This is a genomic window from Streptomyces sp. NPDC052721 (assembly GCF_040678315.1).
Taxonomy (GTDB): Bacteria; Actinomycetota; Actinomycetes; order Streptomycetales; family Streptomycetaceae; genus Streptomyces.
Genome location: NZ_JBFATL010000004.1, coordinates 37833 through 52829, shown reverse-complemented (window position 1 = coordinate 52829; position 14997 = coordinate 37833). Strand labels below are relative to the sequence as shown.

The window sequence follows — 14997 nt, the reverse complement described above, 5'->3', positions numbered from 1 at the left end:
ACCTCAGCTGTTCTCCGTGCCCAGTACGCCCCGCAGCTCACGGGGCAGCAGGGTGTCGCAGGACTGCTTGGCCTCGTGGGTGAGGGCGTCGTTGACGCAGGTGTAGTAGTCGCGGTAGACGAGCTGGACGGTGAAGGTGGAGGCCACCAGAACCAGCGCGAGGCCCGCTGTGACCAGGCCGCCGACGGCCGCCGTCGTCTGCGGCCGGCCGGCCGGAGCAGCGGGGGAGGCCGGGGCCGCCGGGGCGTCCGGGGACGGTCGGCGCGGCTTGGCGCGCAGGGCGCTGATGCCCCAGTACAGGGCGAGCGCACCCAGCAGCAGGGCTACGTAGGGCCAGCTGAACAGGGCGAAGAAGACCGCCCACATGCCGGAGAGCAGGGCGTACCGCGCGCGGCGCTGTGCCGGGTCCGTCGGGTCCCAGCGCATGCCGGGGCCGGCCGGTCCGCCGGGGCCCTGCGGGCCGCCGCCCGGGCGTTCGCCGAAGCCGTCGGGGGAGCGGCCGGGCTGCCGGTCACTCCACTGACTGCCCCAAGGAGAGTGGCCACCAGGCCCCTGACCGCCCCCGGGACCCCGCCCGGGAGCCTGGCCCGGACCGTGGCCGTCTCCCGGCCCCTGACCGCCCTGACCGGACCCCGGACCACCCGAGCCCTGCCCCTGCCCCTGCCCGTGCCCGTGCCCCGTGCCGGACGGACCCCCGTGATGACGCGGCCACCACGGCTGGTCGGGAGCACCCTCCGGCGGCGGCGCGAACGGATTGTCGTCCTGCCGCTCACCACCCGCCCCGGTACCACCGTGCCCGGAACCGCCCTGTCCAGAGCCGTCCCACCCGGAGCCTCCCTGCCCGGCGCCTCCTTGGCCGGAACCGCCCCGCGGCGACTGGGTGGGCGGCGAGGTCGGGCGCTCGCGCAGCAGTGCGGCGCCACGCTCGCCTCCCTGGGCCGGGCGCGGCGGGAACGTGAGGAGTCGCAGGCTGCGATCGGGCATCAAAAGAGCGTCTTCCCCTAGGTGACTACGGCAGTCCGACATGAGCTTCCACCCCGTGAACGCACCGCACGACGACCCGGTTCCCGAGGCTGCTCCTTCGTGACTCCTTGCGAACGCTACCGAACGGCCGCCCACCCGTCCCGAGGGCCCCTTCCCGAGTGCCGGTATCGTTGCTGACGGTCGGCCGCTTCGTAGACTTCCCCGTATCCGGGGGCGTGAAGCATTCGTACGACTGTACAAACCGGCCGTACGAAACCGGCCGTACACGGATCGCAACCCCAGAAAGGGCCCCATCGTGGCCGCCACCTCCGCCGGCCCGGCAGTCAAGCGCCTCGTCGTGCTGGTCTCCGGCTCCGGCACCAATCTGCAGGCGCTGCTGGACGAGATCGCCGCCGTCGGCGCCGAGGCGTACGGCGCCCGGGTCGTGGCCGTCGGCGCGGACCGCACGGGCATCGAGGGGCTGGCCCGCGCCGAACGCGCCGGTATCCCCACCTTCGTGTGCAAGGTCAAGGACCACGGCTCCCGCGAGGAGTGGGACGCCGCCCTCGCCGAGGCCGTGGCCGCCCACCGGCCGGACCTCGTCGTCTCCGCCGGCTTCATGAAGATCGTCGGCAAGGAGTTCCTCGCGCGGTTCGGCGGGCGGTTCGTGAACACCCACCCGGCCCTGCTGCCCAGTTTTCCGGGGGCCCACGGAGTCCGTGACGCGCTCGCGTACGGCGCCAAGGTCACCGGCTGCACCGTCCACTTCGTCGACGACGGCGTCGACACCGGCCCGATCATCGCCCAGGGCGTGGTCGAGGTGCGGGACGAGGACGACGAGAGCGCGCTGCACGAGCGCATCAAGGAAGTCGAGCGAAGGCTGCTCGTCGAGGTCGTGGGGCGGCTCGCCCGCAACGGCTATCGCATCGAGGGACGAAAGGTAGTTATCCAGTGACCGCCGAGAGCAACAAGCGGGCCATCCGTCGCGCGCTCGTCAGCGTCTATGACAAGACCGGCCTGGAGGAGCTGGCCCGCGGGCTGCACGAGGCCGGTGTGGAGCTGGTCTCCACCGGGTCGACGGCCGGGCGGATCGCCGCCGCCGGCGTCCCCGTCACCAAGGTCGAGGAGCTGACCGGCTTCCCCGAGTGCCTGGACGGCCGGGTGAAGACCCTGCACCCGAAGGTGCACGCCGGCATCCTCGCCGACCTGCGTCTGGACAGCCACCGCGAGCAGCTCGCCGAGCTGGGCGTCGAGCCGTTCGACCTGGTCGTCGTCAACCTCTACCCGTTCCGCGAGACGGTCGCCTCCGGTGCCTCGCCCGACGAGTGCGTGGAGCAGATCGACATCGGCGGCCCGTCCATGGTCCGCGCCGCCGCCAAGAACCACCCGTCGGTGGCCGTGGTCACCAGCCCGGAGCGGTACGCCGACGTCCTCGCCGCGGTGAAGGACGGCGGCTTCGACCTCGCCGCCCGCAAGCGGCTGGCCGCCGAGGCCTTCCGGCACACGGCCGAGTACGACATCGCCGTCTCCTCCTGGTTCGCCTCCTCCTACGCGCCGGCCGACGACTCGCAGTTCCCGGACTTCATCGCCTCCAGCCTGGAGCGCGCGCACACCCTGCGCTACGGCGAGAACCCGCACCAGCCCGCCGCCCTCTACACCTCCGGCGAGGGCGGGCTCGCGGCGGCCGAACAGCTGCACGGCAAGGAGATGTCGTACAACAACTACACGGACACGGACGCCGCCCGCCGTGCCGCGTACGACCACGCCGAGCCCTGTGTCGCGATCATCAAGCACGCCAACCCGTGCGGCATCGCGGTCGGCGCGGACGTCGCCGAGGCGCACCGCAAGGCGCACGCCTGCGACCCGCTGTCCGCGTTCGGCGGGGTCATCGCCGTGAACCGGCCGGTCAGCAAGGAGATGGCCGAGCAGGTCGCGGAGATCTTCACCGAGGTCATCGTGGCGCCGGACTACGAGGAGGGCGCGCTGGAGGCCCTCACCAAGAAGAAGAACATCCGCGTGCTGCGCTGCCCCGACGGCCCCACCCACCCGGTCGAGGTCAAGCCGATCGACGGCGGCGCGCTGCTCCAGGTCGCCGACCGGCTCCAGGCCGAGGGCGACGACCCGGCCCACTGGACGCTGGCCTCCGGTGAGGCCCTGGACGCGGACGAGCTGGCCCAGCTCGCCTTCGCCTGGAAGGCGTGCCGTGCCGTGAAGTCCAACGCGATCCTGCTGGCCAAGGACGGCGCCTCGGTCGGCGTCGGCATGGGCCAGGTCAACCGCGTCGACTCCTGCAAGCTGGCCGTCGAGCGGGCCGGTGCGGAGCGGGCCCGGGGTGCCTACGCGGCCTCCGACGCCTTCTTCCCCTTCCCGGACGGCCCGCAGATCCTCATCGACGCCGGTGTCCGGGCGATCGTCCAGCCGGGCGGTTCGATCCGGGACGAGCAGGTCGTGGAGGCCGCCAAGAAGGCCGGCGTGACCATGTACTTCACGGGGACGCGCCACTTCTTCCACTGAGCCGCACCCGCTGCCCCCGCCGAGTCCCGCCCGTCCCCGACGCGCGGGACTCGGCCGTATCCGACGCGCGGGACTCGGCCGTATCCGGACGCCCGCCGTCCGGAAGCGACCCCGGCGGGCCGCCCGCGACAGCGGTCGGCAATGTTTCAGTCCCTCGTCAGCGGTGGACGCGAGGGCGGTGGGCATGACGTCGAGCGTGGCAGTCTCCGCTGCCTTCCCGACACCATCCCGATCGCCCGGTTCCACCGCGAACTCGGCCTGGCGGACGTCCAGTTGTGTCGCTGCCAGCGCTTCTAGGGGCTGTCGGACGTGTGCCGCGACCCGCAGGCCGACGAGACGCGGCTGCTGCTGCGCGCCGGGCCTCGCGGCCGGCCGATCCGCGCGGCGCGCGGCGCTCGGCCGCCCGGGTCGGCCTCATCGGCACCGGCCTGATCGCCCGCTGTCCGCACACCTGCCTGGCGGCCGGCGGCGGCCAGTTCCTGGACTCCGTCCAGCGGGTGGCCGCGGTCGGCACCGCCATGGACCCCGAGGCCATCTCCCAGCTGCTGGTCCGCAAGGAGCGCGACGAATCCGTCGGCAGCCTCTCCGAACGCGAACGCGAGGTCCTCGAACTCGTCGCCCAGGGCCGCTCCAACGCGCGCATCGCCCAGGCCCTGTTCGTCACCGAGAAGGCCGTCGCCAAGCACATCGGCAACATCTTCACCGAGCGCGGCCTCCTCCCGACGGACGGCGACAACCGCCGCGTCCTGGCCTACCTGGACCAGTGAGCCGAGCGGACCGGTGCGCGCAGCCGCCGAAACGACACCGGGCCGCACCCCGTCCGGGCGGACGGGACACGGCCCTGGAGTGGTGCCGGGCGCCGGCGGCTCAGTACCGCGGGCGGTTGAACCAGGCCGAGGCGGAGCCGTTGACCATCGACGCGAGGATGATGCCGGCGAAGGCCAGGGAGATGACCCCGCCGAACGTCGCCGAACCGCCACCACCGTTGACGATGTTCACCAGGCTGCCGAGCAGCATCAGCGACGCGTACACGATCGTGGTGACGCGGATGCCGCCGCCGCCCTTCTTGAACTTCACGCCCAGGAAGATCGACAGGGTGCCCAGCGCCAGCATCAGCAGCGCGAACGCGATCAGCACACCGGTGGCCATGCTGGTGTCGTCACCGGAGCCGATGCCGTTGGAGACGTCCTGCGCGGCGCCGGCGGCGATGCCGAGGAACAGACCGGCCAGGTACTGGAAGCCCGCCAGGATGAACAGCAGCACCCGGGCCGTCTTGATCAGGCCCGGCATCTCCATCGGCACGCCGTAGCCGTACGGCTGCTGCACCGGCGGCGCGGCCGGGTAGCCGTATCCGGCCTGGCCCTGCGGGGCGCCCGGGTAGCCGTGTCCGGGCTGGCCCTGCTGCGGATAGCCGCCCTGCTGGCCCTGCGGCGGGCCGTACGGGTTGTTGGGGTCGCCAAAGCTCATGGCGGTCTTCCTCCGTTTGCTCAAGTGCGGGGACGACGCGCGGCACGGTTCGGAGGAAGTTCTACAGATGCGGTCCGTCCCCCCGGTACTGCCCGCGGCACTGTCCGCTCATCGTTCTTTAACAGGCTCTTACTTGTCCAGCCGGAGGCGTCAGGTGTTGTGCAAGTGCAACATCACTGATCATGCCGTGACACCCGGATTGGAACCGGGGCCGGGTCATCCGCGAGGATGGGACCATGACCGCCCAGATTCTCGATGGCAAGGCCACCGCAGCCGAGATCAAGTCCGATCTGACCGCCCGCGTGGCGGCGCTGAAGGAGAAGGGCGTCACGCCCGGCCTCGGCACGATCCTGGTCGGGGACGACCCCGGCAGCCAGAAGTACGTCGCCGGCAAGCACCGTGACTGCGCCCAGGTGGGCATCGCCTCCATCCAGCGCGAGCTGCCCGCCACCGCCACCCAGGAGGAGATCGAGGCGGTCGTCCGCGAGCTGAACGAGGACCCGGCCTGCACCGGCTACATCGTCCAGCTGCCGCTGCCCAAGGGCATCGACGAGAACCGCGTCCTGGAGCTGATGGACCCGGCCAAGGACGCCGACGGCCTGCACCCGATGAACCTCGGCCGCCTCGTCCTCAACGAGCCCGCCCCGCTGCCCTGCACCCCCAACGGCATCCTCACCCTGCTCCGCCGCCACGGCGTGGAGATCAAGGGCGCCGAGGTCGTGGTCGTCGGCCGCGGTGTCACCATCGGCCGCCCGATGCCGCTGCTGCTCACCCGGCGCAGCGAGAACGCCACCGTCACCCAGTGCCACACCGGCACCCGTGACCTGTCCGCCCACCTGAAGCGGGCCGACATCGTCATCGCCGCGGCCGGCTCCCCGCACCTGATCCGCGCCGAGGACGTCAAGCCGGGCGCGGCCGTCCTGGACGTCGGCGTCTCCCGCAACGCCGACGGCAAGATCGTCGGCGACGTCCACCCGGACGTGACCGAGGTGGCCGGCTGGATCTCCCCCAACCCCGGCGGCGTCGGCCCGATGACGCGGGCGCAGCTGCTGGTCAACGTGGTCGAGGCGGCGGAGCGCAGTGCCGGCTGAGGACACCCGCGGGTCCGCGGAGCCGACCGCCCGCGACGCGATCAGCGCCCCGGACGCCGAGGGGCGCCCGCGCCGCGTCACCCGCCGCTTCCCGCTGTTCACCAGGGACACCGCACGCCCCGAGGGCGGCGGCCGGGCCGCGCCCGGCGACGCCCCGGCGCCCGCCCGGCAGTGGCCCGTGCTCGTCGTGCTGTCCACGGTGGCGCTCGGCCTGCTGCTGACCGCGCTCGACGTGTTCCGCTACGGCACCTTGCTGATCGGCGCCGCCCTGCTGGCCGGCGCGGTCATGCGCTGGATGCTGCCCAGTGTCGGCATGCTCGCCGTCCGCTCCCGCTTCACGGACATCGTCACCTACGGCGTCCTGGGGCTGGCCATCTCCCTGCTGGCGCTGATGATCCAGCCCGACCCGCTGCTGAAGATGCCGTTCCTCAAGGACATCCTGCACTTCACGCTCGACAAGTAGCGCGATCGGTACGACAGGTGGCCCGCGCCTCCCCCGGGGACGCGGGCCACCGCCGTATCCGCCCGGGGCCCGACGCCACGGCCGCCCGCCGCCCGCCGCCTCCGCCCCCGGACCGAACCGCCGTACCGTCCAGGGACCTACGGCGGCCGGGAACTGCAACTTCCGCGGTACCGCGCGCGGTTGACTCCCGGACGCGGCCGTGCGGGTTACCCTGCGGCGATGCGACCGAGGACCCCCCGCCCGCTCGTCGTGGACACGTTGATCGCGGTGGCCATGGCCGTGGTGGCCGTCCTGGTCGCGCAGGAGTCCCGGTCGCAGGGATGGCCGGAACTCGACGCCCCCGCCTACGCCCTCGTCGCCCTCGCCCACCTCCCGGTCGCCCTGCGAGGCCGCCACCCCCTCGCCGTCTTCGCCGTCGTCGAGGCCGCCGCGGCCTGCTACATCAGCCTTGGCCACTGGCCGGTGGTGTGCACCTTCGGCGCCATGCTCGCCCTCTACACCGTGGCCTCCGTCCGCCCGCCGTGCACCGCCCTCGCCTACGCCGCCTGCACCTCGGCGGTCTGGGTGTACGCCGGCGTGGTCAGCCACAGCCCCTCCATGGCGTCCGTGGTCGGCCAGGCCCTGCTCTACAGCTCGGTGCTCGTCTGGTTCGGAAACCTGGCACGCCGCAGCGCCGAACTCACCCGGCGGCTGCGCGCCGAACAGGCCGAGCGGGCCCGCCGCGCGGTCGCCGAGGAACGCGGCCGGATCGCCCGCGAACTGCACGACGTCGTCGCCCACCACATGTCGGTCATCTCCGTGCAGGCCGGGCTCGCCCGGTTCGTCTTCGACTCCGATCCCGGCAAGGCGCGCGGCGCGCTCGGCACCATAGCCGACACCAGCCGCGAGGCCCTGGAGGAACTGCGCCGCATGCTCCAGGTACTGCGCGAGGAGGACCCCGAGGCCCCGCAGCGGGCCCCCATGCCCACCCTGGCCCGGCTCGGCGAACTCGTGGACCGGGTCCGGGCCGGCGGACTGCCCGTGGACCTCGCCGTCGAGGGCACCGCCCGCCCGCTGCCGCCCGGCGTCGAACTGTGCGCCTACCGCGTCGTCCAGGAAGCCCTCACCAACGCCCTCAAACACGCCGGCCCCGCACACGCGCGCGTGGAACTCCGGTACGGCGCCCACGAGCTGACCGTCCGCGTCACCGACGACGGCGAGGGGGCAGATCCGGACAGAATGCCCATGAGTGGCGGCCACGGCTTGATTGGCATGCGGGAGCGGGCCACGCTCTACGGCGGGACGATCAGCGTCGGCCCACGCACCGAGGGCGGCTACGAAGTCCGGCTGACCCTGCCGACCTCGGCCGCCGAACGCGACCGCGGGGGTGCGCGAGAAGCGGAGCGGTGAGGGACGACGCACGGCCGGGGGGGACGACCGTACGGATGACCAGAGTGCTCGTCGTGGACGACCAGTTCCTCATCCGCGCCGGACTCGTCGGCCTGCTCGACGCCGCGCCCGGCTTCGAGGTGGTGGGCGAGGCGGGGGACGGCGAACAGGCCGTACGGCTCGCCGCCGAGACCAGGCCCGACGTCGTCCTCATGGACATCCGGATGCCCGGCGTCAACGGCATCGAGGCCACCGAACGGATCCTCGCCGAAGCCACCGACCGGCCGCCCCGGGTCCTGGTGCTGACCACCTTCGACCTCGACGAGTACGTGTACGGCGCGCTGCGCGCAGGCGCCTCCGGTTTCCTCCTGAAGGACTCCGGCCCCGAGAGGCTGCTCGCCGCGGTCACGGCGGTCGACGGCGGCGACGCCCTGTTCGCCCCCAGCGTCACCCGGCGCCTGGTGGAGGCCTTCGCCCGCCAGCAGGCGCCCGCCGACACCGCGCCCCCGCCCGACCTGCGCGTGCTCACCTCCCGCGAGGTGGAGGTCCTCAAACTCACCGCCCGCGGCCTGTCCAACCTGGAGATCGCCGACCGCCTCTACATCAGCGAGGCCACCGTCAAGACCCACCTCAACCGGACCATGACCAAGCTCGACCTCGGCAGCCGGGCGCAGGCGGTGGTGCTGGCGTACGAGACAGGACTGGTGACCCCCGGCGGTTGACCGCCGTCCTGGCATCCTTTTGATCAGCGCGTACCGCGCGACCTGCAAGGAAGACGGGGAAAGAGGGGAAGAGGGGGTAGGCGATGCCACGGTGGAAAGCCCTGCCGGAGGATCTGGACCCGCAGATCAAGGAGTTCACCGTCCAGTTGCGGCAACTGGCCGACCGCGGCGGCCTGAACACGGCGGCCCTGGCCGACCGCACGGGCTACGGCAAGACGTCCTGGGAGCGCTACCTGGGCGGCCGGCTCCTCGCCCCCAAGGGTGCGGTCATCGCCCTCGCCGAGGCCACGGGCACCGACCCCGGCCCCCTGACCACCCTGTGGGAACTGGCCGAACGGTCCTGGACCCGAGCGGAGTCGAACGACGACCACACGATCCAGGCCCTCACCATGACGGAGTCCCGAGCGGCCTTGGGCGACCTCGCCCGTCCGACGGAAGAGACCGGGCACGTGTCCGGGGGGAGCCCTGCGGTGTCGGCCGGTGGGGCGGGCGGGGGTAGGTCTGGGGGGTCGGCTGGTCGTGCCGTGGGGCGTGAATCTGCGGGGGCCATTGGTGGGGCGGCCGGGAGCAAGTCCGTAGGTGCGGCCGGGAGTACGTCGGTGGGGACGGCCGGCGGGGCAGCCGACCGGAAGGGGGGCGAGAAGGGTGCCGGACCCGGTGCCGGCCGGGGTGGTGGGCTCACGGCCTTGCTGGGGACCGCCGGGCCCGCCCGTGTCTCGCCGACGATCCCGGCCCAGCCGACGGACTCGGAGGCCGGCATACGCGACAGCGTGCCGAACCTTACGGGGCTCGGCGGCGAAGAGGGCGGCGACAGCGGCGATGGCTCGGTCACGGCGGGGGCAAGCGGCCGGGGTACGGCGGCGGGCGCCGGCTCGGGCGCGGATTCCGGCGCCGGCTCGGGTACGGGCGGCGGCGATGGCCCCGACACGGGCGGCGGCCGTGGCTCCGGTGCGGTGTCCCGCGCTGACTCCCGTACCGCTTCCGGCATTGATGAACCGCCCGTCAAGAACTCCTGGGGGCTGGCCGGTTACCGGGGCCCGTCGAAGGCGAGCGTCCGCCCGGGCACCCGGCCCGGCCCGGCGCCGACTCCACCCTCCTCCGCCTCCAGTCCGGACACGCCCGCCCGGACCCCGGACACGCCCGCCCGGACCCCGGGCCTCCCGGCCGGAGCCCCGGGCCTCCCGGCCGGAGCCCCGGGCGCGTCCGCTCGGTTCCCGGACGTTCCCGGCGGAGGCCCCAGCACCTCTGTCTGGCCCCGGGGCCTCACCGTCGGAACCCCGGCTGTCTCCCCCCGGACCCAGGGCCGCGCCGCCGGAACTCGGTCCACCCCTGCCCACACCCCAGGCGTCCCCGGCGGAGCCGCCGGCACGCAGTCCGTGGCCCCGCTCAGTCGGCGGTCCGAGCATCGGCAGCAGGTGCTGATGTTCCTCGCGGGGCTGGTCGGTGTCGGGGTGCTCATCGCCGGGGTCCTCCTCTTCACCCAGGGGGACGGGGGCAAGGGCGGGCGTGCTGTCACGTCACCGTCCCCGTCCGCCCCGGCACGGACGAGCCCGCCCCCCGGTGTGAAGTGCACCGGCGCCGCCTGTACCGGCAAGGACGCGGAGGCCATGGGGTGCAGCGGTGACCTGGTGAGCACCGCCAAGACCGCCACCGTCGGCAGCACCACCCTGGAGGTCCGCTACAGCAAGGCGTGCGGCACGGCCTGGGGCCGGATCACCAGCGGTGCGCCGGGCGACACCGTACGGGTCACCGTGGGCAAGGTCCGGCAGACGGGCGACATCACCGCCGTGGGGGACACCATCGGCTACACCCCGATGGTCGCCGTACACGATCCGGCACAGGCCAGGGCCTGCGCCACGCTCGCCTCGGGCGAGACCGGCTGCACGCGTTGACCGCGGCGGTCGCGTCGCGCGTCAGCGGGGCGGAAGAAACGGAGGGGGAATTTCCAAAGGCGGCGCATAGGGCGCCGGATCCTGGGCACGCGAACGGTATCCCCCACGGGAGTCCGGTACGCCGGTACCCCCACCGGCGGCCGTCTCCGTCCCTCCTCTCCCGGACGGACGGCCGCCTTTTCGTGCCCCTCCGCACCCCGCCCGACAGGCGATACGTCCCCCCTGATCCCCTTGTGGGGTGAGCCACACGGCCCCGGACGTCTCACCTGGCGGATGCGCGATAGCCTGACCGCTGGATCTCTCTTGACGCCAAGAGATCGATCATCCGCCCGGGGCAGGGACGCCCCACCGCCAGCTGTCATACGGAGAACGCCATGACCCGCACTCCCGTGAACGTCACCGTCACCGGCGCGGCCGGCCAGATCGGTTACGCCCTGCTCTTCCGCATCGCCTCCGGCCAGCTGCTCGGCGCGGACGTGCCGGTCCGCCTGCGCCTCCTGGAGATCACCCCGGCCCTGAAGGCCGCCGAGGGCACGGCCATGGAGCTGGACGACTGCGCCTTCCCGCTGCTGCAGGGCATCGACATCACCGACGACCCGAACGTCGCCTTCGACGGCGCCAACGTAGCCCTGCTGGTGGGCGCCCGCCCGCGCACCAAGGGCATGGAGCGCGGTGACCTGCTGGAGGCCAACGGCGGCATCTTCAAGCCGCAGGGCAAGGCCATCAACGACCACGCGGCGGACGACATCAGGGTCCTCGTCGTCGGCAACCCGGCCAACACCAACGCGCTCATCGCGCAGGCCGCCGCCCCGGACGTCCCGGCCGAGCGCTTCACCGCGATGACCCGCCTGGACCACAACCGCGCGCTGACCCAGCTGGCGAAGAAGACGGGCAGCAGCGTCTCCGACATCAAGCGGCTCACCATCTGGGGCAACCACTCCGCCACCCAGTACCCGGACATCTTCCACGCCACGGTCGCCGGCAAGAACGCCGCCGAGGTCGTGAACGACGAGAAGTGGCTGGCCGAGGACTTCATCCCGACCGTCGCCAAGCGCGGTGCGGCGATCATCGAGGCCCGTGGCGCGTCTTCCGCCGCCTCCGCCGCCAACGCCGCGATCGACCACGTCCACACCTGGGTGAACGGCACCGCCGAGGGCGACTGGACCTCCATGGGCATCCCGTCGGACGGTTCCTACGGCGTCCCGGAGGGCCTGATCTCCTCCTTCCCGGTCACCTGCAAGGACGGCAAGTACGAGATCGTCCAGGGCCTGGACATCAACGAGTTCTCCCGCGCCCGCATCGACGCCTCCGTCAAGGAGCTGGAGGAGGAGCGCGAGGCGGTCCGCGGCCTCGGCCTCATCTGATCTGACGTGGTGTGACCCGGCGCCGGTGCGCTATAGTTGATCACGCACCGGCCGCCGGAAAACCCGGCACCGGGTGATGCGTTGGTGGTCCAAGGAAAGACGCCCCGCTTCCTGCGGGGAGATGCAGGTGCAAGGCCTGCCCGGCGCTCCACACACGAGGTCCCCTTCCGCGGTGACGGAAGGGGACCTCGCTGCGTTGTACCCACGCATCGGACCTCAGGCCACCGGCTCCTTCGCCGCCCGCGTGCCCGTGGCCGTCCGCAGGGCGCGGCCGGCGGGGCGGTAGCCCACGACGACCAGGGGCGTGCCGGCGACGGTGACGCCGGGGTGAGCGCGGTGGTGGAGCGGGCCCGCGCCCTGTTCACGCCGGGGCGGGACACCGGCCTGCGCGAGGTGACCCGCGCCTTCACGATCCTCGGCCACCACGCGATCGCCTCTTGAGCGAGAGCCGCGTGGACGTCCCGTTCCCGCAGGCCGAGTTGACGCCCGAGCGGTTCGCCGCAGTGGCGGGGCACCTCATCGTCTCCCGGCGCGGCAGACAGGACAGGCACGACGCCGACCCGGCCCACGCCTGGCTGCGCGGCTGTGTACGGGAGCTGATGCTCCAGGGGTCAGGTGTGCTCCAGTTCGCGCTGGAGCTCGGAGATGTCCACGGACTGCGCCGGGGCCGGGGTGGCGGACGGGACCGGTTCGTCGTAGCCCGTGAAGGTCAGGTCCTGGTCGATGCCGGCGCCTTGCTGGGTGGCCCGGACCAGGCGGTGCGGGGTGGCCGAGGTGACGTAGAGGGCGATCTTCTTCCCGCCGTGCTCGGTGCCGGTCAGCGGGATCACCTTCGTGCCGTCGACCTTCGTCTCCTTGCCCTTGGTCAGCGTCGTGTGAGGGGAGGACTCGGCGGCCTCCTTCTGGAAGGCGGTCAGGTCGCAGGTGCCGGACATGCCCCTGAGCACGGTGTCCTTCGTGGAGCCGTGCAGATAGCGGTTCTTCAGGCGGGCGGCCACGGCATCGCCCTGGCGGCCCGGCAGCTGTGCCTTCCAGAACGCGGTGTCCGGCTTCATCCACACCTGGTCGCTGCGCTTGACCAGCGCGACGCTGCCGCCGTCCGCGCCCATGACCAGCTTGCCCGCGCAGTTGCCGGCGCGGTCGAGCGTCAGCTCCAGCGAGGCCGGGGCGCTCCGTTCGGTGCGCGCGCGGTGATCCGTGAACCTGAGGTGCACCGACCGCGCCTTGAGCAGATTGCTCCGGGCCTCGTCCGCGAGGGCGCGGGCGCTGGGTCCGTCGTCGTCGGCGAGGATCTTCGGGGTGCCGTCGGAGCGGGCCAGGGCCGGGGGAGCGGGTGCCGTGGCGGCCGGAGCAGGGGCCGTACCAGGGAGGGCGAGCGGGGTCAGCAGGGCCGCGGTGATGCTTGCCCCCGCACAGAGCCGCGATCGACGAGCCATCGCGCCACCTCCCGACACCCCTTCCTCACCCTACTTTCGTCTGTTTTCGGCCGCATTTTCAGTGACGCGGCGCACAGTCGGCCGCCGATTGCGCATGCGACGCGAAGGCCCTGGGCAGGCGCCGACGGTCCCCAGCCGAGACAGCCCTGTCACGCGGGGACACGGATCAAAGACGGAAGGCAACACCGATCATGGCGGACAGAACGGAACGACAGACCCGGGCGACCATCCACGCGGGCGGCGAGTGGCTGGCGGCGATCTCCGGCGCGACCCGGGAGATCCTCGACCCCGCGGACGCCCGGCCGTTCGCCGTGGTCGCCGAGGGCGACGAGAAGGACGCCGAACGCGCGGTGGCCGCCGCCCGGCACGCGTTCGACCAGGGCCCCTGGCCGCACACCCCGGTCGCCGAGCGCGCCGCCCTGCTGCGCCGTGTCGCCGGCCTGCTGGTGCGCGACCGCGAGGAACTCGGCCTGCTGGAGAGCCGGGACGCGGGCAAGACCGTCGAGGAGGGCCGCGTCGACATCGACTGCGTCGCCGACGCCTTCCGCTACTTCGCCGACCTGGTCGCCGCCGAGGCCCCGGGCCGGGTCGTCGACGCGGGCTCGCCCGACATCCACAGCGTGGTGGTCCACGAACCGGTCGGCGTCTGCGCGCTGATCACCCCCTGGAACTACCCGCTCCTCCAGGCCAGCTGGAAGATCGCCCCGGCGCTCGCCGCCGGCAACACCTTCGTGATCAAGCCCAGCGAGATCACCCCGATGACCACCATCGCCCTGATCGAGCTGCTGGCCGAGGCCGGTCTGCCCGCGGGCGTGGCCAACCTCGTCACCGGCCCCGGCCACACGGTCGGCGCCAGGCTCGCCGAGCACCCCGACGTCGACCTGGTCTCCTTCACCGGCGGCCTGGCCAGCGGTACCAAGGTCGCCCAGGCCGCCGCGCCCACCGTCAAGAAGGTGGCCCTCGAACTCGGCGGGAAGAACCCCAACGTGGTCTTCGCCGACGCCTGCGCCACCGACGAGGACTTCGACACCGCCGTCGACCAGGCCCTCAACGCGGCCTTCATCCACAGCGGCCAGGTCTGTTCGGCCGGCGCCCGCCTCATCGTCGAGGAGCCGGTCCGCGAACGCTTCGTCGCCGAACTCGCCCGCCGTGCCCAGCGGATCAGGCTCGGCCGCGGCACGGCCGACGGCGTCGAGTGCGGCCCGCTCGTCTCCGAGCAGCAGCGCGCCAAGGTCGAGGCGTACGTCGCCTCCGCGCTCGAAGAGGGTGCCGTACTGCGCTGTGGCGGCAAGCGGCCGGAGCCGTCACCGCAGCGCCCCGAGTCCGGCTGGTTCTACGAGCCGACCGTCCTCGACGCCTGCCACCGCGAGATGCGGGTCGTCCGCGAGGAGGTCTTCGGCCCGGTCCTCACCGTCGAGACCTTCCGCACCGAGGAAGAGGCCGTCTTCCTCGCCAACGACACCGAGTACGGACTCGCGGGCGCCGTCTGGACCTCCGATGCCGGCCGGGCCCGCAGGGTCGCCTCCCGGCTGCGCCACGGCACCGTGTGGATCAACGACTTCCACCCCTACCTGCCGCAGGCGGAGTGGGGCGGCTTCGGCAGGAGCGGCACCGGCCGTGAGCTGGGGCCCGCCGGCCTCGCCGAGTACCGCGAGACCAAGCACATCTACCAGAACCTCGCGCCGAAGCCGGTGCGCTGGTTCGCCGGCTGAGCCCC

At 72.8% G+C, this 14997-nt stretch carries 12 protein-coding genes and 1 pseudogene; 10 read left to right on the top strand and 3 right to left on the bottom strand.

Translation table 11 applies throughout. The annotated features are described in order from the left end of the window. Positions 1-3 precede the first annotated feature (3 nt). Positions 4-984: a hypothetical protein gene (locus AB0L21_RS05480; protein ID WP_365782395.1), complete on the bottom strand. Its 981-nt coding sequence runs from the start codon at positions 982-984 to the stop codon at positions 4-6. A 295-nt stretch (positions 985-1279) separates the two neighbouring features. On the opposite strand from AB0L21_RS05480, the gene purN reads away from it, so the two are divergent. The 3 genes and pseudogenes from purN to AB0L21_RS05465 all read left to right on the top strand — a co-directional run. After that, entirely contained in the window at positions 1280-1918 is a 639-nt protein-coding gene (purN, locus tag AB0L21_RS05475; protein ID WP_365707676.1) for a phosphoribosylglycinamide formyltransferase, read from the top strand. Beyond that, on the top strand, positions 1915-3477 hold the full coding sequence (gene purH / locus AB0L21_RS05470) for a bifunctional phosphoribosylaminoimidazolecarboxamide formyltransferase/IMP cyclohydrolase (RefSeq protein ID WP_365707674.1): 1563 nt from the start codon (positions 1915-1917) through the stop codon (positions 3475-3477). The genes purN and purH overlap by 4 nt, the downstream gene beginning before the upstream one ends. Positions 3478-3950: 473 nt before the next feature. Then, positions 3951-4244, top strand: a pseudogene (locus AB0L21_RS05465) (LuxR C-terminal-related transcriptional regulator); the annotation flags it as partial. A gap of 100 nt (positions 4245-4344) precedes the next feature. Here the strand turns inward: AB0L21_RS05465 and AB0L21_RS05460 are convergent. Next, complete coding sequence (locus AB0L21_RS05460) at positions 4345-4944, bottom strand: hypothetical protein (RefSeq protein ID WP_365707672.1); 600 nt, start codon at positions 4942-4944, stop codon at positions 4345-4347. A 236-nt stretch (positions 4945-5180) separates the two neighbouring features. Between AB0L21_RS05460 and AB0L21_RS05455 the strand changes: the two genes are divergently transcribed. The 6 genes from AB0L21_RS05455 to AB0L21_RS05430 all read left to right on the top strand — a co-directional run bounded on the left by AB0L21_RS05455 (position 5181) and on the right by AB0L21_RS05430 (position 11844). Further along, a complete protein-coding gene (locus AB0L21_RS05455; protein ID WP_365707670.1) occupies positions 5181-6035 on the top strand; it encodes a bifunctional methylenetetrahydrofolate dehydrogenase/methenyltetrahydrofolate cyclohydrolase in 855 nt (284 codons plus the stop codon). Then, on the top strand, positions 6025-6498 hold the full coding sequence (locus AB0L21_RS05450) for a DUF3017 domain-containing protein (protein ID WP_365782394.1): 474 nt from the start codon (positions 6025-6027) through the stop codon (positions 6496-6498). Before AB0L21_RS05455 ends, AB0L21_RS05450 begins: the two co-directional genes overlap by 11 nt. 219 nt (positions 6499-6717) lie before the next feature. Further along, positions 6718-7887, top strand: a complete 1170-nt coding sequence (locus tag AB0L21_RS05445; RefSeq protein WP_365782392.1) for a sensor histidine kinase — start codon at positions 6718-6720, stop codon at positions 7885-7887. Positions 7888-7922: 35 nt separating this feature from the next. Further along, positions 7923-8588 carry a response regulator transcription factor gene (locus AB0L21_RS05440; protein ID WP_365707664.1) on the top strand — a complete coding sequence of 222 codons (666 nt, stop codon included), beginning with the start codon at positions 7923-7925 and terminating at the stop codon, positions 8586-8588. An 83-nt stretch (positions 8589-8671) separates the two neighbouring features. Beyond that, entirely contained in the window at positions 8672-10480 is a 1809-nt protein-coding gene (locus AB0L21_RS05435; RefSeq protein ID WP_365782390.1) for a DUF2690 domain-containing protein, read from the top strand. Between the two features lie 374 nt (positions 10481-10854). After that, positions 10855-11844, top strand: coding sequence for a malate dehydrogenase (locus tag AB0L21_RS05430; protein WP_030641389.1), 990 nt, complete (start codon positions 10855-10857; stop codon positions 11842-11844). Between the two features lie 611 nt (positions 11845-12455). On the opposite strand, the gene AB0L21_RS05425 is transcribed toward AB0L21_RS05430, so the two are convergent. Further along, positions 12456-13280: a hypothetical protein gene (locus tag AB0L21_RS05425; RefSeq protein ID WP_365782388.1), complete on the bottom strand. Its 825-nt coding sequence runs from the start codon at positions 13278-13280 to the stop codon at positions 12456-12458. A 191-nt stretch (positions 13281-13471) separates the two neighbouring features. Here AB0L21_RS05425 and AB0L21_RS05420 point away from each other — a divergent pair, with 191 nt between their 5' ends. Next, complete coding sequence (locus AB0L21_RS05420) at positions 13472-14992, top strand: aldehyde dehydrogenase family protein (RefSeq protein ID WP_365782386.1); 1521 nt, start codon at positions 13472-13474, stop codon at positions 14990-14992. Positions 14993-14997 lie beyond the last annotated feature (5 nt).